Consider the following 17,872-nt stretch of genomic DNA (forward strand, 5'->3'; position numbering starts at 1 on the left):
GCCTCGAGGTTCTTATGAGTCAAGCGTTTCTGCCGTTTTCGCGTCCGAGTATCGGTGAAGAAGAAATAGCCGCCGTCGAACAAGTATTACGTTCGGGCTGGATAACCACCGGGCCTAAAAACCAGGCTTTGGAAGAACAGTTTGCAGACTATGTCGGTTGCCGTTATGCCGTGGCACTTTCCTCGGCCACGGGTGGCATGCACATCGCTTTACTCGCGTTAGGCATCGGCCCCGGTGATGAAGTGATTACGCCTTCGCAAACCTGGGTGTCGACCGCCAACATGATTTCGTTGCTCGGCGCCAAACCGGTGTTTGTCGACATCGACCGCGACACGCTGATGACCGACGCCGCGCGTATCGAAGGCGCCATCACCCCACGCACTAAAGCGATCATCCCGGTGCATTACGCCGGCGCGGCATTTGATCTCGATCCGCTGTACGCCCTGGCTGAAAAGCATGGCATCGCGATCATCGAAGACGCCGCCCACGCGGCGGGCACTCGCTACAAAGGTCGTCATGTCGGCTCGCACGGCACAGCGATTTTCTCCTTTCACGCGATCAAGAACATGACCTGTGCCGAAGGTGCGATGTTCGTCACCGACGACGAAGCGTTGGCCAGCCGTGTGCGCATGCTCAAGTTCCATGGTCTGGGCGTTGACGCCTACGATCGCCTGACCGGTGGCCGCAAGCCGCAGGCACAAGTGATGGAGCCGGGTTTCAAATACAACCTCGCCGACATCAACGCCGCGATTGCGCTGGTACAGCTGCAACGTCTGGACGAGATCAATGCGCGCCGCACCGAACTCGCCGCCGCTTACCGGCAAAAACTCGAAGGCCTGCCGGTGCTGCCACTGGCCCTGCCCGTTTACGCGCAACAGCACGCCTGGCACCTGTTCATCCTGCGCATCGACAGCGAGCGCTGCGGCATGGATCGCGAAGCCTTTATGAAGGGCTTGCAGGATCAGGGCATCGGCACCGGCATCCATTTCATCGCCACCCACCTGCACACCTGGTATCGCCAGCGTGACCCGGATTTATATCTGCCCAACACCGAGTGGAACTCGGCACGGTTGTGCTCGATTCCGCTGTTCCCCGACATGAGCGATCAAGACCTCGATCGCGTGGTCGGGGCCATCGCCACCCTCATGGATAAACGCCTGTGAAACCCTATCCGATTCGCTGCGTGTCGATCGTCATCCCGGTCTACAACGAACAGGACAGCCTCCCGGAACTGCTGCGCCGCACCGAAGCGGCGTGCCGGATGCTGCGTCACGACTATGAAATTGTCCTCGTCGACGACGGCAGCCGGGACGAATCCGCCAACATTCTTGAAGAAGCCGCCACCCGCGAAGACAGCCCGTTCGTGGCGGTCATTCTCAACCGCAACTACGGCCAGCACGCGGCAATCATGGCTGGCTTCGAACAGTGCAAAGGCGATGTGGTGATCACCCTCGACGCCGACCTGCAGAATCCGCCGGAAGAAATTCCGCGTCTGGTCGCCGAGGCGGAAAAAGGTTACGACGTGGTCGGCACCGTGCGCGGCAATCGTCAGGATTCGGCATTGCGCCGCTACCCCTCGAAACTGATCAACCTCGCCGTGCAGCGCTCCACCGGCGTCGCCATGAGCGACTACGGCTGCATGCTCCGCGCTTACCGCCGCACGATCATCGACGCGATGCTCGCCTGCCGTGAGCGCAGCACGTTCATCCCGATTCTGGCCAACAGCTTCGCCCGCCACACCACCGAAATCGTCGTCGCCCACGTCGAGCGTGAACACGGTGATTCGAAATACAGCCCGATGCGTTTGATCAACCTGATGTTCGACTTGATCACCTGCATGACCACCACGCCGCTGCGCCTGTTGAGCATTGTCGGTTTCGCCATGGCCGGTCTCGGCGTGTTGTTCGCTGCGGCGTTGATCGTGTTGCGTCTGGTGTTCGGAGCCGGATGGGCCGGGGACGGCATGTTCGTGCTGTTCGCGGTGCTGTTCGTGTTCACCGGTGGCCAGTTTATCGGCATGGGCCTGCTCGGCGAATACCTGGGGCGCATGTACAGCGACGTGCGCGCCCGCCCGCGTTTCTTCATTGAAAAAGTGTTGCGCAGCCACCCTTCCCACCCGGCGCCTGCGATCACGGTTGATGGTCTTTCTTCTACTTCTACTACCGGTCAGGTTCTCTCATGAGCGCAAAAACTGTTGTCTTCGCTTACCACGATATTGGCTGCGCCGGCATTCAAGCCCTGCTCGACAGCGGCTACGACATTGCCGCCGTGTTCACTCACGCCGATGACCCGAAAGAGAACGCTTTCTACGCCTCCGTCGCGCAACTGTGCGCCAGCAAAGGCATCCCGGTGCATGCGCCGGAAGACGTTAACCACCCGCTGTGGATCGAGCGGATTGCCAAGCTCAGCCCTGAGTACATTTTCTCCTTCTACTACCGCAACCTGCTGAGCGAGCAACTGCTGGCCACCGCGAAAAAAGGTGCGTTCAACCTGCACGGTTCGTTGCTGCCAAGCTACCGTGGCCGCGCTCCGGCGAACTGGGTGCTGGTCAATGGTGAAAGCGAAACCGGCGTCACCCTGCACCGCATGGTCAAACGTGCCGATGCCGGCGCCATCGTCGCGCAACAACGCGTGGCCATCGAGCGCAGCGACACCGCGCTGAGCCTGCACGGCAAACTGCGTATCGCCGCGACCGATCTGTTGCGTGACACCCTGCCAGCAATGCTGCAAGGCAAGACCAGCGAAACCGCGCAGGACGAATCGCAAGCCACGGTATTCGGTCGTCGCACGGCGGCGGACGGCAAACTGCTCTGGGCCAAACCTGCTGAGCAACTGTTCAATCTGGTGCGCGCCGTCACCCAGCCTTATCCGGGCGCGTTCTGCGCTGTGGGCGAGCACAAGCTGATCGTCTGGAGTGCCGAAGTCGTCAAAGGCAACGACGGTCAGGCACCAGGCCGGGTGATCAGTGTCGATCCGCTGCGCATTGCTTGCGGTGAAGACTCGCTGGTGATTCTCTCCGGTCAGCGCAACGACAACGGCCTGTTCCTCAGCGGCCCGCAACTGGCCAGTGAGTTGGGTCTGGTCGACGGTTCGCTGCTGCGCGGCGCTGAATCCGGTCGTGCGCCACGTCGCACGCGCGTGCTGATCCTTGGCGTCAACGGCTTTATCGGCAATCACTTGTCCGAGCGTCTGCTGCGTGATGATCGCTACGAAGTCTATGGTCTGGACATCGGTTCCGACGCTATCGACCGTCTGCGCAGCCACCCGCATTTCCACTACGTGGAAGGCGACATCAGCATTCACTCCGAGTGGATCGAATACCACATCAAGAAGTGCGACGTGGTGCTGCCGCTGGTGGCTATCGCCACGCCGATCGAATACACCCGCAACCCGCTGCGCGTGTTCGAGCTCGACTTCGAAGAAAACCTGAAACTGGTGCGTTACTGCGTCAAGTACAACAAACGCGTGATTTTCCCGTCGACCTCGGAAGTCTATGGCATGAGCCAGGACAAACACTTCAACGAAGACACCTCGAACCTGGTGGTCGGCCCGATCAACAAGCAGCGCTGGATCTACTCCGTATCCAAACAATTGCTCGATCGGGTGATCTGGGCGTACGGCGCCAAGGGTTTGAATTTCACTCTGTTCCGTCCTTTCAACTGGATGGGCCCGCGCCTTGATCGTCTGGACTCGGCACGTATCGGCAGCTCCCGCGCCATCACCCAATTGATCCTCAACCTGGTCGAAGGCACGCCGATTCGTCTGTTCGACGGTGGCGAACAAAAACGCTGCTTCACCGACATCGCTGACGGCGTCGAAGCACTGGCGCGGATCATCGATAACGACAACGACGTCTGCAACGGCCAGATCATCAACATCGGCAACCCGGACAACGAAGCGAGTATTCGCCAGTTGGGTGAAGAGTTGTTGCGCCAGTTTGAAGCGCATCCGCTGCGTGACAACTTCCCGCCGTTCGCCGGTTTCCGCGACGTCGAGAGCAAGGCGTTTTACGGCGCCGGTTACCAGGACGTCGAACACCGCAAGCCAAGCATCGCCAACGCCAAGCGCCTGCTCGACTGGACGCCAACCGTAGAAATGCGCGAGACCATCGGCAATACGCTGGATTTCTTCTTGCGTGAAGCCATGCTCGAAATCGCGGACAAGCATTGATGCAGGCCGGTTTACGCATCGACGTCGACACCTTTCGCGGCACCCGTGAAGGTGTGCCGCGTTTGCTGGAAATGCTCGACGAGGCGCAGATCAAGGCGACGTTTTTCTTCAGTGTCGGCCCGGACAACATGGGCCGGCATCTGTGGCGCCTGATCCGCCCGCAGTTCCTCTGGAAGATGCTGCGTTCCAATGCCGCCGGCCTGTATGGGTGGGACATTCTGCTGGCCGGCACCGCGTGGCCGGGCAAACCGATTGGCCGCGAACTCGGGCACCTGATGCGTCAGGCCCGCGACGCCGGTCATGAGGTCGGTCTGCACGCGTGGGATCACCACGGCTGGCAAGCGAATGCCGGGCGCTGGAGCGAGGCGCAACTGGCCGAGCAGATTCGTCAGGGCGTCGACACCTTGAGCGACATCCTTGGCGAGAAAATCACCTGTTCCGCCGCCGCCGGTTGGCGCGCCGACGAGCGTGTGATCGAGGCCAAGCAAGCCTTTGGCTTTCGCTACAACAGCGATTGCCGGGGATCGCAGCTGTTCCGTCCGTTGTTGGCGGACGGTACGCCCGGCACGCCGCAGATACCGGTGGATCTGCCGACCTTCGATGAGGTGGTCGGCCCCATCGTTGCCGCGCAGGAATTCAACGCGTTCATCCTTGAGCGGTTTCGCCCGGAAATGCTCAACGTCTACACCATTCATGCCGAAGTGGAAGGGATTCTGATGGCTGAGGATTTTCGTCACTTGCTGGCCGATGCGCGCCAGCGAGGTATCGACTTCAAACCGCTGGGCGACTTGCTGCCCGAGTTCTTCAACACTTTGCCCGTGGGTCGCGTACAGCGCGGCGCTCTCGATGGCCGTGAAGGCTGGCTGGGAGTGCAAGGCGCATGACTAAACGCTGGGCTTTGCCGCTGCTGTTGTTGGGCATCTGTCTGCTGGCCTACTTGTTGCCGCTGGGCAGCCACGGTTTGTGGATTCCCGATGAGACACGCTATGCGCAAATCAGTCAGGACATGCTGCTGAGCGGCAACTGGGTATCGCCGCACTTTATGAGCCTGCGCTATTTCGAGAAGCCGATTGCCGGCTACTGGATGATCGCGCTCGCACAGAATGTGTTCGGACAGAACCTGTTCGGCGTGCGCTTCGTTTCGGCGCTGAGCACCGGGTTGAGCGTGTTGCTCTGTTATCTGATCGCCCGGCGCTTGTGGAATGAGCCACGCAAAAGCTTCGCCTGCGCCCTGCTCTACATGAGTTTCACCATCGTTGCCGGCCAGGCGGGATACGCCAACCTCGATCCGCAGTTCACCTTTTGGGTCAACCTGAGTCTGGTGGCGCTGTGGTTTGCCGTCGACAGTCAAACCAGTGGCAAACGCATGCTGGCCTGGGCAGTGCTGGGGCTGGCGTGCGGCATGGGTTTTATGACCAAGGGTTTTCTCGCGTGGTTGTTGCCGGTGTTGATCGCCCTGCCGTGGATGCTCTGGCAAAAGCGCTGGCGGGAACTGCTGACATACGGCCCGGTGGCGATTGCCATCGCGATTCTCATCAGTTTGCCGTGGGTGCTCTCGGTGCATGCGCAAGAGCCCGACTTCTGGCGGTTCTTCTTCTGGCATGAACACATCCGCCGTTTTGCCAGTGACGACGCCCAGCACGATGCGCCGTGGTGGTTTTACCTGCCGCTGCTGCTGGCGTTCAGTCTGCCGTGGGCGGGTTTGATCCCGACAGCGTTCAAGCAGGCATGGCAGACACGCGCCCAGCCCCCCGTGGTGTTTCTGTTGCTGTGGCTGCTGATGCCGCTGCTGTTTTTCAGCCTGAGCAACGGCAAGTTGCCGACCTACATTCTGCCGTGCCTGCTGCCGATGGCGCTGTTGTTGGGTAATGCGTTGGCCGACCGTTTGCGGCTGGAACAGGGTCGAGCATTGGGTCTCAATGGCCTGCTCAATCTGCTGCTAGGCATCGTCACGCTGATCGCGCTGGTGTACCTGCAACTGAACCGGCCGCTGTACGACCACGAACTGCACAGTCTGGTGCTGGTGTTTATCGGGCTGATCGGCTGGATCATCGCCAACCTGCTGCAAGCCTTTCTGCCGCTGCAATGTTGGGCCGCACCGGCGTTCGGCAGCCTGTTGTTGATTGCGGTGCTGCCGGCGGCACTGCCGAAATCGGTGGTTGCCAACAAGATGCCTGATCAATTCATCAAACATCACGTTGCTGAACTGGCGCAGACCGATCACCTGCTGAGCAATGATCTGGGTGCCGCCGCTGCACTGGCCTGGCGTCTGAAAACCCCGCAAGTCGCGTTGTACAACACGATAGGCGAATTGAAATATGGCCTTGCCTATCCTGACGGCATTCAACAACGGGTCGATCCCGATCAAGTGCAACAGTGGATGCGCGAGGCGCGCCGCAGCGGTTCGGTCGGCGTGGTGATGCGCGTCAAGGGGCAGGACGAACTGGACGAAATCGACAGATTGCCAAAGGACGGCGTCCACTACGAACAGGGCAACCTGGTGATCATGATTCTGCCCAGGGAGGCGTCATGAGCCTGTTGCTGCTGTTGGCCGCGTGCCTGCTGACCTGTCTGGGACAGGTCGCGCAAAAGTACGCCGTGGAGGGTTGGCGCGGCGGCGATTCTTCGTTGACCGCCAAACTGCGTTCGCCGTGGTTATGGCTGGCCCTGCTCGCCCTTGGCTCGGGCCTGCTGGTCTGGCTGCTGGTGTTGCAGCGCATTGAAGTCGGCATCGCTTATCCGATGCTCAGCCTCAACTTCGTGCTGATCACTTTGATTGCGCGCTTCGTCTTCCGTGAACCGATCGACCGCCAGCATTGGCTTGGTGTCGCGCTGGTGATCGGCGGCGTGGCTCTGCTGGGGCAACAGTCATGAATCAACGTCGTGGAATCACTTTCGCCCTCGGCAGCGTTTTGCTGGTCAGCGCCGCGCAACTGGCAATGCGCTGGAGCATGACGCGCCTGCCCGTGCCAGAACAATGGCTGGCATTCGACAACCTCGACCTGCGTGCCCTGGCCGTAGTTGTCGCAGCGATCTTTGCCTACGCCTTATCAATGTTGTGCTGGCTGCTCGCCTTGCGCGACTTGCCGCTGGGCCGCGCCTATTCGCTGCTGAGCATCAGCTACGCGCTGGTGTACCTGCTGGCGGCCAGTCTGCCGCTGTTCAACGAATCCTTCAGTTTCACTAAATCGCTGGGCGTGGCGTTGGTCATGCTCGGGGTCATCACCATCAACACGCGTCCGGCTCGTGCGCCTGCACTCAGGAGTGCTCCATGAAAATCACAGTATTTGGCAGCGGTTACGTCGGTCTGGTGCAAGCGGCGGTATTGGCCGAGGTTGGCCATGATGTCGTGTGCATGGACGTCGACCAGAAGAAGGTCGATCTGTTGCGTCAGGGCCACGTGAGTATTTTCGAACCGGGGCTGGCCAGCCTGGTGCGCGAAGGCCTCGATTCCAAACGCCTGTTGTTCACCACCGATGAGAAACTCGCGGTGCAGCACGGTCGAGTGGCGTTCATTGCGGTGGGCACGCCGTCCCGCGAGGACGGTTCGGCGGATCTGCGTTACGTGCTCTCGGTGGGCGATGCGATTGCCCGGCACCGTGAGCAGCCGCTGATTCTGGTGGAGAAATCCACAGTACCGGTGGGCACCGGCGATACCTTGCGCGCGCACATCGAGAAAGCGCTGATCAAGGTCGGTCGGCTGCTGCAGTTCGATATCGTTTCCAACCCTGAGTTTTTGAAGGAAGGCTCGGCGGTCGCTGACTGCCGCCGCCCGGATCGCATCGTCATCGGCTGTGAAGGTGATGACGTGCGCGACGTGATGCGCGATCTGTACTCACCGTTCAACCGCAATCATGACCGCATCATGTTCATGGATCTGCGCAGCGCTGAACTGACCAAATACGCCGCCAACTGCATGCTGGCGACCAAGATCAGCTTCATCAATCAGATCGCTGAACTCGCCGAACACTTGGGCGCCGACATTGAGTCGGTGCGCCAAGGCATCGGTGCCGACACGCGCATCGGTTATCACTTCATCTATCCGGGTTGCGGTTATGGCGGTTCGTGCTTCCCGAAAGACATGCGCGCGCTGATCCACAGCGCCGAAGAAGCGCATTGCTCCAGCGATTTGCTGCAAGCGGTCGAGGCGATCAATCAGCGACAGAAACACAAGCTGTTCGAGCGCATCAACGCGTTCTATCAAGGCGAACTGCGCGGCAAGACGTTCGCCCTGTGGGGCCTGGCGTTCAAACCGAACACCGACGACATGCGCGATGCGCCGAGCCGTGTGTTGCTGGAGGAGTTGTGGGCCGCCGGCGCCAGCGTGCGTGCGTTCGATCCGGAAGCCATGCAGGAAACCCAGAACCTTTATCCGGACGAATCGAAACTGATGCTGATGGGCACCCCGGAATCGGTATTGCCGGGCGCCGATGCACTGATCATCTGCACCGAATGGCAGCAGTTCAAGGCACCGGATTTTGAGCTGATCAAACAGCGTCTGAACAATCCGGTGATCTTCGACGGTCGCAACCTGTACGACGCCGAGCGCTTGGAGCGCAACGGTATCCAGTACTTCCCGATGGGCCGTGGCGAATCGCGCAAATTGCCGATACCGTTTTCATCGGTGGCTTTCACCAACCCGATGAGATCCTGCAATACATGAACCCCTTGCAGGCGCTGCCGAAGGTTGCGATCTTTTGGCTTTTTTTACATTCCAGATCATAAGATCGCAGCCTGCGGCAGCTCCTACATGTCCCAACGTTTGCTGTGCGTCGTGCCCTATTCGCTGACGCGGCCGTTCGCCCGCTGCGCCATGCGCGTGGCAATTATCTGAGACCAGCGCAAGCCCCTGTGGCAGCGGGCTTGCTCGCGAAGCTTTTGACAATTTCGCGCCCGATGAAGCCCTAGCCCGCATTCACCACCTGAAAGGTGAATTCATTCATCCACGGCCCGACGATGGACGGCAACATTTGCCTTCCTGCCATTCGAATGTTCCCGAGTGGCAGAGGTTTAGTGACACACTCCCAGTACCCGTCCTCCGTGACATTTGCACTTGCTAACGGATTATTGGTATCTCCGGACCTGTATAAAAAGACAGTTGCGCGAGGATGACCACGCCCTTTCAACAGCGTCACCGGCGCAACTTGCTCACCGTTTGAATGACTCTCGAGAATGGGTGCAGGCAGAGCATTTTCCACGTTAACGGTGACTTCTGGACAGAATAAAGAATTCTTATCATCCAGCGTTTGCTGGACTGTAATAGTGAAATTCTTGAGCGCCGCGGCATGACTCAGGCACATACGCCACTGGCCATAAGCATCGACGGAACCTTCACCGTACAGAATGGTGCCATTATAAAAATTGCGCGCTCGAACAACGGCCCCGGGCATCCCCTTTCCGCTCATCCAGAACCGAGTGTCCACGGTAGCTCCTGCTGTCGGGCTTTCGATAGTGGGCGCGGGGAATCCGGCGCTGACTTGAACAACTTCAAACGTCGGATCTGGCTTCAACTCTGCAGACCAAATCTCGTCACTGGCCTGAATGACGGTGAGTGACTGCGAACCCTCGGCAAAAGCGGGTAAGCGCAAAGCCCAACGTCCCTGTACGTCCACCCACGCTTGAGCGAGGTCTTTACCGTTTTGACGGACATGGACCTTGGCCCCCGCAACGCCTGTCCCCGCCAACATCGGCTGGAGCCCGACCTCTTCACCTGGAAATGGCCGGGCGACAGTCGGTGCACTGAAACCGGTCAGCGGATACTCGATAATGAATCGCCCGCTACGCACCCACGGCGACTTTTTCCCGCCCAAGGTTTGCTGCACGATGACCCAGTTGGGCCCAGGATTAAGATCCGTGTTGCCCTCAACTGACCAATAGCCAGACTGATCGACGGTTGTAGTCGGTGCATGATTGATTGCGGGGTTGAATAGATCGGCCACCTGAATTGTCGCGCCGGGGAGCCCTCGGCCGCTGAATAGCACTCTTGAAACGAGGAAGTCACCGTCTGCAGGGTGAACGATCAGAGGTGCCGTCAGATCCTGAAGGTTGACGACGGCGGTATCGCTAGGATCTCCTCCAACTGAATCTTTGGTGCTATAGGCCCAATAGCTATAGTTCGTATCACCCTCGATTTTTTTGACAGTGCCCGACCATCGTCCTTCACTGTCTGCCAGGAATGCACCGAGATTGTCGCCCGCTCCTGCACCGAGACGTCTTACAACGACCGTATCGCCCGGGTGGGTGTATCCCGAAACGACCATTGACGAAGGATCAACCCACTCCCCTGCCGAAGGGCTTTCAAGATCTGGAGCGTTGGTCACCGTAACAAAGGAGTATTCCATGCTTACCCCATCTCCGCCTCCGTAAGATTGAGTGATTTTCAATTTTTTGCGGCCCACCGGCTCCAAAAATACTGGTGCTACCCATTGGCCATTTGCATCGACTTTAATGCCGCCGATCACTGGGTAATCGACGCCATCGAAAGACAGTTTTACAACAGCACCGGGCCAACCTGTTCCACTAAACGTGCTGCGTCGTGGGTAATAATTGTTTGGAACAGGTGTGAGCAGAGGCTTTGGCACCTTAACCGCGAACCGTACAGAAACACTGCGCTCGGAGGCCTGTTTTTCTGAGGTCTGCTGGGCATAAATATCGTGCTCGCCCACGACGAGTTCTTTGTCCAGTTTTACTGCCCATATACCCGATGCGGGCACGATAGTCTGGCCCAGCGCTGGGCCTTGGACCTTGTTGTCGAACACTGCGACGGTGGCGCCATCGTATCCGTTTGTCCCTTTGATTTCGGGTCGGAAGTCTGTCTCCTGTTGATTGCCCGGGAAGGTGATCACGGGTGTAGGTGTCGCAATTTTGAATTCAACCGGGCCGGCAGGAGGAGATGTTTGTTCAGAAAATGTTTGCGTGACCGTGAAGGTGTATTTACGTGGCACAAATGTAATTGGCAATGACGTCCATTTGCCGTCTGGAGCGCCTGTTACCGGAATCGGAATCTCTTGTTTTCCGTCGTTGATCAAAAGCATGAGCGAAGCGCTTGGCCAGCAACTACCGGAAAACGTTGCGGACAGACCATCGAGAGCCACAAGAATGTCTGTGGGTGCCAGTGGTTTGATGATCAAGGGCGCTGGCGCCGTAACCGGTAGTGAGTAAACGCCATTCATCAACTGCCGTACCGACACGGTATAGCTGCCCGGTGCAACCGCAGTAGCGGTTGTCGCCGTCCAGTCGCCGGTGGCTGTAACGGTTGCCGGTGACAAAGTAACCGTCGTTGTGCCGATGAGCTCGACCACGATAGTTGCAGCCGCCAGACCCTGCCAGACACTGCCCCGTCCGGTAACGGTGGGAATTTGCCCGATAAAGGTTGGCGTGTTGACGGTCGGAACAGGCGTCGGCACGTCGAAGACAGGTGCGTCTGGATGATAGATCGAAAAGATCCACGCGCTACCATTTTTAATTTTTTGCCTCGCCCCCCAACCGGAGCCGGTCGTGCCAGGTTTGATGGTAATGGGGGTCGTTTCGAAGTAGCCCTGCGAGTTCACCAAGGCGGTAGCATTCGGACTACCAGCGCCGGGGTGAATGTCGATGGTCGCAGTGGGAAAGCCCGTGCCTTTAAATATTGTAGTCGTGCCGGAATAGATGATTTGAGTGATAACCGGAGGCGCGGGTCTTACAGTCAGGGCGACAGGTGCGCTGCGGGTTGAAAGCCTGCCCGAGTAATTTAACTGCGCTGTGATGGTGCGAACACCCGGTTCCAAATTCTGTGTGAACTGTGCACTCCATGTTCCCGAAGTTGTTGTAACGCCTTGGCCAATTTTTTCATTGGTCATGTCCCGGTAGATATCGACTTGAATATTTGAGAACCCGGTAGTTGTTCCTGAAATGGTTGGTCGCAAGTCCACAGCATTGCCGGGGGCTGTCACAACAGGGGTAGGAAGTACAAGAAACTCTTGGGCTTGTGCCTTATCAGAGCTAATTCCCAGCAAAACTTGCTCGCAGGTCAAATTGATCAATGCACGAGGCAGTGCAGTCGTTACATTAACAGTCCATGTACCATTACCAGCGACCAATGCTTCGCCGAAAACCACGCTTCCTTGATCGGCTTCAAGAACTCTTATATTTGTGCCGGGATAACCACCCGAGCCTGTGATTGTCGGTTTAGCGCTGTCAATAATCCCATTCGCTGGTGGATTAATAACTGGTTTACCCAAACCAATAATCTCGAACCGCTCACTCCATTCCGATTCATAAAGACCTTCCACGTCAAATCGTGCGGCATACAAATGCCTACCATTAGGAGTTGCTAGGGATGTAGAGCAGTCACCATTCATTTGAACTGTTAGAGGATCATGATAAATACCCAACGACAGATTATAGATTTGTACATGGTATTTCACACCTGTCGGTAACTGACGCATCGGCGGGTTGAGTGGAATTTTTCCGGACACCCAAACTTCTCCTGGAAACTTACCCACTAGCACCTTTCCCCCAAGCGCGGTGCCATATACAGGATTTGTATGTTTTAGCCGGATATTACGATTCAACGATTCCTGTCCTCGTTGATTACTCACCACGATTAGATCTGAAACAACGCTCGCGAAAAACGACAAGGACATCTGCCCGTTGCGATAAGGGAGATCAGAATAATTTTGGCGGACAACTGAACCGTGCCAAAAACTGACGTTATAAGTGTCGTCGCCCCACATGCCCCCATCAAGGCGAACCGGAACACCTACATTGTAATAAGTTTTATCGGAGACAGGATCTAACATTCTAAATGTAAGAATTTCATTTTCATCGCGCATAGCAGCCTCGATACCCGTAATAAATAGATTGACTCCCTAGGTAAACTCTATTCATACGCCTCATATCCAACACCTGTAAGATCTGACAGTCCCGACGAACGGTGCGGCGCTATCTGAGCTGATGTTCGATTAGGCTTTAGACCAAATCTGCTTTGAGGATCTTTTGAGAATGAGCAACCACTTGGCGGGGATGGCCTTCTCGCGATCGGACTCGGTTTTAAAGGGAAATTGATTATCGGCTTGACCCCGGTTTCGGGCACGGTGAGGATGACCGCGCCAGCCAAGAACTCGAAATAAGGAAATCTCTTTTCCCGTGGGCACCTACTCCCCCCTCATCCGCCGGCTAATGGTCGCCTCACTGACCGTCGTCATCAGCCGTGCCCTGATCAGCCCGCTGCTCACGCTTTTCCTCAGCAACAAACTCGGCCTCAACCCCCAGGACGTCGGACTTCTGCTGGGCATCGCCGTATTCAGCGCCACACTCCTGTCGCTTTACGGCGGCTACATCATCGACCGACTCGACAAGCGTCAGTTGCTGATCCTGACCATGCTCTCCAGCGGCATCGGTCTGATGCTTTTGACCTTCTCGCAGAACCTGTATCTGGTCACTTTGGTGCTGATCATCAGCGAAACCGCGTCAGCCCTGTTCCTGATTTGCTCGAAGGCGATCCTCAGTGAAAACCTGCCGGTGGGCCAACGGGTCAAGGCGTTTTCGCTGAACTACACGCTGACCAATATCGGCTACGCGGTTGGTCCGATGATGGGCGTGGTGATTGCCGGCGTTCAGCCGTCGGCGCCGTTCATCGTGGCGGGGGCGATTGCCATAGGCAGTGTTTTTCTGCTGCTGGGCGCCAGGAAGGAGGCAAGCACGGAGACTTCGAGCAGCCCGTCGCAAAGTTTTCTTAACACCCTGATGATCCTGAAAAACGACCGGACGATGATCCTCTTCACCCTTGGCTGCCTGCTCAGCACATTGGTGCACGGGCGCTTCACCCTGTACCTGTCGCAATACCTGTTGGTCACGCACACCCAGCAACAGACGCTGGACACAATGGCCGCCCTGCTCGCCTGCAATGCGATCACGGTGATTTTGCTGCAGTACCAGATCGGCCGATTCCTCAAGCGCGAGCACCTGCGTCACTGGATAGCCGGCGGCACGGCGTTGTTCATCGTCGGGTTGATCGGTTTCAGCCTCGCCGACAGCTTGGTGGGCTGGTGCATAGCGATGTTTATCTTCACTTTGGGCGAGATGATTATCTACCCGGCAGATTTCCTCTTCGTCGATACCCTCGCCCCGGAAGAACTGCGCGGCAGCTATTACGGCGCGCAGAATCTGGCGGCACTCGGTGGCGCGGCGAGTCCAGTGATGTGCGGGTTTCTGTTGATGCACACGCCAGCGCCGAGCATGTTCTACGCATTAAGCGCATTGGCGGCGGTGGGTGGTTATTTGTGTGTAATCAGCGGACGTCGTGTCGCTTCAGTTCAAAAGTAACGCACTGAAACTGCATTTATATGAATTTGTCAGCATCGAAATAGATCGGCACACTGTGCGCGTTCCTCCCCCAATGTTGGAACACTTCGAGGGCTTTCCGGATTGCCGGACGAGTCCTTTTTTTTGTCCGGAATTTGTAGAAGGATCGGTTTTACATGCTCGCTCGCTGGTTGCCCGCCGCCATCAATACCCGCCCCACCGAATGGAGCCGCGCCGCGATCGGCATGGCGCTCGGCACGCTGTTCAGTGTGTGGTTGTGCGCGCAGGTGTTTGGTCATGAAGTCGCCTATCACTTGATCGGCCCGTTGGGTGCTTCGGCGGTGTTGCTGTTTGCTGTTTCGTCCGGTGCCCTCGCCCAGCCGTGGTCGATTCTCGGCGGTTACTTGTGTGCCGGTGTCGTCGCTTTGCTGGTGGCTCATGTACTCGGGCGAACCCTCGGCAGTGCGTGCCTGGCGGCGGGCATGGCGCTGATTCTGATGTGTTGGCTGCGTTGCCTGCATCCACCGGCGGGTGCGTTGGCGTTGACGTTGGTGCTGGCCGACCCGGCAACGATCGCCATGGACTGGAAAGCCATGGAGCCGGTGATGCTCGGCGCCGCGTGCATGCTGCTCAGCGCTTTGGCGTACAACAATCTGACGCGGATTCGTTATCCGAAACGCCCGGCGGAACCGGCGCCATCGGTGGCCCCGGTGGACAACCAGGCAATCACCGCCGAAGACCTGAAACTGGCGCTGGCCGACATGGAAGCCTTCATCGACATCACCCCCGAAGACCTCGAACAACTGATCCACGCCAGCGAACTGCACGCCAAGCGCCGCAGCATCACCGCAACCTTCACCTGACCCTTGTAGGAGCTGCCGAAGGCTGCGATCTTTTGACTATGTTTTTCAAGATCAAAAGATCGCAGCCTTCGGCAGCTCCTACAGAAGTCATCGCGTTAAGGCAAAAACGCAGACAGCCCCTGCACATATCCCCGTTGTACATGGCAAATTTGCACTGTTACGATCCGGTAACGCTCGCGCGCGAGCTTCTCGAATAAAGACAATAAAAGCAGGGAGTTACTGATGACAGCTCAGGCTTCATCCCCGCGGACTCAGTCCATGGATGCCACGCAAAACGAAGTGCTGGCCGAGGTTCGCAACCACATCGGGCACCTGACCCTTAACCGCCCCTCCGGTCTCAACGCCATCACCCTCGACATGGTGCGCCTGCTGCAACAGCAGCTCGACGCTTGGGCGACCGATGCCGACGTCCACGCCGTTGTGTTACGCGGTGCCGGCGAAAAAGCCTTCTGCGCGGGCGGCGATATTCGTTCCCTGTACGACAGTTTCAAAAGCGGCGACACGTTGCACGAAGATTTCTTCGTCGAGGAATACGCCCTCGACCTGACGATTCATCACTACCGCAAACCGGTGCTGGCCTTGATGGACGGTTTTGTCCTCGGCGGCGGCATGGGCCTGGTGCAAGGCGCGGATCTGCGCGTGGTCACCGAGAAGAGCCGTCTGGCGATGCCGGAAGTGGCCATCGGTTATTTCCCGGACGTGGGCGGCAGCTATTTCCTGCCTCGGATTCCCGGTGAGCTGGGGATTTATCTGGGCGTCAGCGGCGTGCAGATTCGCGCCGCCGATGCGCTGTATTGCGGCTTGGCTGACTGGTATCTGGACAGCAGCAAACTCGCACTCCTCGACGAAAAACTCGACGCGATGGAATGGCAGGACACGCCGCTCAAATCGCTGCAAAACCTGCTGGCGAAACACGGCGTGCAAACCCTGCCCGACGCACCGCTCGAAAAATTGCGTCCAGCCATCGACCATTTCTTCGCCCTGCCCGACGTACCGAGCATGGTCGAGCAATTGCGCGCGGTGACCGTAGCCGACAGCCATGAATGGGCAACCACCACGGCTGATCTGCTGGAAACCCGCTCGCCGCTGGCCATGGCCGTCACCCTGGAAATGCTCCGTCGCGGTCGCCACCTGAGCCTGGAAAATTGCTTCGCCCTGGAGCTGCATCTCGATCGCCAATGGTTCGCTCGCGGCGACCTGATCGAAGGCGTACGCGCCCTGCTGATCGACAGAGACAAGTCACCACGCTGGAACCCGCCGACCCTCGCCGCGCTGGACGCTGCGCACGTCGCGAGTTTCTTCCACGGTTTTGATGAGAGCGGGAGCTGAGCCATGCACGATCTCGAACTGACTGAAGAACAAGTGATGATCCGCGACATGGCCCGCGATTTTGCCCGTGGCGAAATCGCGCCGCACGCACAAGAGTGGGAAAAGGCAGGCTGGATCGATGATGCGCTCGTGGCGAAGATGGGCGAGCTCGGTTTGCTCGGCATGGTCGTTCCCGAAGAATGGGGCGGCACCTACGTCGACTACGTCGCTTATGCCTTGGCGGTGGAAGAGATTTCCGCTGGTGACGGTGCGACCGGCGCGTTCATGAGCATCCACAACTCGGTCGGCTGCGGCCCGGTGCTCAATTACGGCAGCGAAGCACAAAAGCAAACCTGGCTGGCGGATCTGGCCAGTGGCAAAACCATCGGCTGCTTCTGCCTGACCGAACCGCAGGCCGGCTCCGAAGCGCACAACCTGCGCACCCGCGCTGAATTGCGTGACGGCCAGTGGGTGATCAACGGCGCCAAGCAATTTGTCAGCAACGGCAAGCGGGCGAAACTGGCGATTGTGTTTGCCGTGACGGATCCGGAGCTGGGCAAGAAAGGCATCTCGGCGTTTCTGGTGCCGACCGATACCGCCGGTTTTATCGTTGATCGCACTGAACACAAGATGGGCATTCGCGCGTCGGATACCTGCGCGGTGACGCTGAACAATTGCAGCATTCCCGAGGCCAATCTGCTCGGTGAGCGTGGCAAAGGTCTGGCGATTGCTCTATCCAATCTTGAGGGTGGACGTATCGGCATCGCGGCTCAGGCATTGGGCATTGCCCGTGCGGCGTTTGAAGCGGCGTTGGCCTATTCGAAGGATCGCGTGCAGTTCGACAAGCCGATCATCGAACACCAGAGCATCGCCAATATGCTTGCGGACATGCACATGCAGATCAATGCGTCACGGCTGCTGATCTTGCACGCGGCGAGATTACGTTCGGCGGGGAAACCGTGTTTATCGGAGGCTTCGCAGGCCAAGTTATTTGCTTCGGAAATGGCCGAGAAGGTCTGTTCGTCGGCGATTCAGATTCATGGCGGGTATGGGTATCTGGAAGATTATCCGGTCGAGAAGTACTACCGTGATGCGCGGATTACCCAGATTTATGAAGGGTCGAGCGAGATTCAGCGGATGGTGATTGCGCGGGATTTGAAGAACTATCAACTTTAACGGCAAAAGATCGCAGCCTTCGGCAGCTCCTACAGGAAACGCATTCCCATGTAGGAGCTGCCGAAGGCTGC

General features: G+C 58.0%; 13 protein-coding genes. 12 read left to right on the forward strand and 1 reads right to left on the reverse strand.

Going from position 1 to position 17,872, the window contains the following annotated elements; all coding sequences use genetic code 11:
• The first annotated feature begins 14 nt into the window (after positions 1-14).
• From arnB to AD669_RS12855, 8 genes are read left to right on the forward strand one after another with little or no spacing between them, the layout of a single operon-like run.
• Positions 15-1,163: a UDP-4-amino-4-deoxy-L-arabinose aminotransferase gene (gene arnB / locus AD669_RS12820; protein WP_053120238.1), complete on the forward strand. Its 1,149-nt coding sequence runs from the start codon at positions 15-17 to the stop codon at positions 1,161-1,163.
• Positions 1,160-2,182, forward strand: coding sequence for an undecaprenyl-phosphate 4-deoxy-4-formamido-L-arabinose transferase (arnC, locus tag AD669_RS12825; protein WP_053120240.1), 1,023 nt, complete (start codon positions 1,160-1,162; stop codon positions 2,180-2,182). Before arnB ends, arnC begins: the two co-directional genes overlap by 4 nt.
• Positions 2,179-4,170, forward strand: a complete 1,992-nt coding sequence (gene arnA, locus AD669_RS12830) for a bifunctional UDP-4-amino-4-deoxy-L-arabinose formyltransferase/UDP-glucuronic acid oxidase ArnA (protein WP_053120242.1) — start codon at positions 2,179-2,181, stop codon at positions 4,168-4,170. The genes arnC and arnA overlap by 4 nt, the downstream gene beginning before the upstream one ends.
• Entirely contained in the window at positions 4,170-5,054 is an 885-nt protein-coding gene (gene arnD, locus AD669_RS12835) for a 4-deoxy-4-formamido-L-arabinose-phosphoundecaprenol deformylase (protein WP_053120243.1), read from the forward strand. Before arnA ends, arnD begins: the two co-directional genes overlap by 1 nt.
• A complete protein-coding gene (gene arnT, locus AD669_RS12840; RefSeq protein ID WP_053120244.1) occupies positions 5,051-6,703 on the forward strand; it encodes a lipid IV(A) 4-amino-4-deoxy-L-arabinosyltransferase in 1,653 nt (550 codons plus the stop codon). Before arnD ends, arnT begins: the two co-directional genes overlap by 4 nt.
• Positions 6,700-7,044, forward strand: a complete 345-nt coding sequence (arnE, locus tag AD669_RS12845) for a 4-amino-4-deoxy-L-arabinose-phosphoundecaprenol flippase subunit ArnE (protein ID WP_053120246.1) — start codon at positions 6,700-6,702, stop codon at positions 7,042-7,044. The genes arnT and arnE overlap by 4 nt, the downstream gene beginning before the upstream one ends.
• Positions 7,041-7,445, forward strand: coding sequence for a 4-amino-4-deoxy-L-arabinose-phosphoundecaprenol flippase subunit ArnF (arnF, locus tag AD669_RS12850; RefSeq protein WP_053120248.1), 405 nt, complete (start codon positions 7,041-7,043; stop codon positions 7,443-7,445). Before arnE ends, arnF begins: the two co-directional genes overlap by 4 nt.
• Positions 7,442-8,833 carry a UDP-glucose/GDP-mannose dehydrogenase family protein gene (locus tag AD669_RS12855; RefSeq protein WP_053120250.1) on the forward strand — a complete coding sequence of 464 codons (1,392 nt, stop codon included), beginning with the start codon at positions 7,442-7,444 and terminating at the stop codon, positions 8,831-8,833. The genes arnF and AD669_RS12855 overlap by 4 nt, the downstream gene beginning before the upstream one ends.
• Before the next feature lie 241 nt (positions 8,834-9,074).
• On the opposite strand, the gene AD669_RS12860 is transcribed toward AD669_RS12855, so the two are convergent.
• Positions 9,075-12,983, reverse strand: a complete 3,909-nt coding sequence (locus tag AD669_RS12860; RefSeq protein WP_156316148.1) for a hypothetical protein — start codon at positions 12,981-12,983, stop codon at positions 9,075-9,077.
• Between the two features lie 313 nt (positions 12,984-13,296).
• On the opposite strand from AD669_RS12860, the gene AD669_RS12865 reads away from it, so the two are divergent.
• The 4 genes from AD669_RS12865 (at position 13,297) to AD669_RS12880 (ending at position 17,801) form a co-directional block, all read left to right on the forward strand.
• Positions 13,297-14,475 (forward strand): MFS transporter, encoded by a 1,179-nt coding sequence (locus AD669_RS12865; RefSeq protein ID WP_053120254.1) that lies wholly within the window; start codon positions 13,297-13,299, stop codon positions 14,473-14,475.
• 155 nt (positions 14,476-14,630) lie between these two features.
• Positions 14,631-15,317 carry an HPP family protein gene (locus AD669_RS12870; RefSeq protein WP_053120256.1) on the forward strand — a complete coding sequence of 229 codons (687 nt, stop codon included), beginning with the start codon at positions 14,631-14,633 and terminating at the stop codon, positions 15,315-15,317.
• Positions 15,318-15,539: 222 nt separating this feature from the next.
• Entirely contained in the window at positions 15,540-16,646 is a 1,107-nt protein-coding gene (locus tag AD669_RS12875; RefSeq protein WP_053120259.1) for an enoyl-CoA hydratase/isomerase family protein, read from the forward strand.
• A gap of 3 nt (positions 16,647-16,649) precedes the next feature.
• The gene (locus tag AD669_RS12880) at positions 16,650-17,801 is read left to right on the forward strand and encodes an acyl-CoA dehydrogenase family protein (RefSeq protein WP_053120261.1); all 1,152 of its coding nucleotides are present in this window, start codon (positions 16,650-16,652) and stop codon (positions 17,799-17,801) included.
• Positions 17,802-17,872 lie beyond the last annotated feature (71 nt).

Source organism: Pseudomonas sp. P1.31, from assembly GCF_001269815.1.
GTDB classification, from domain to species: Bacteria; Pseudomonadota; Gammaproteobacteria; order Pseudomonadales; family Pseudomonadaceae; genus Aquipseudomonas; species Aquipseudomonas rustica.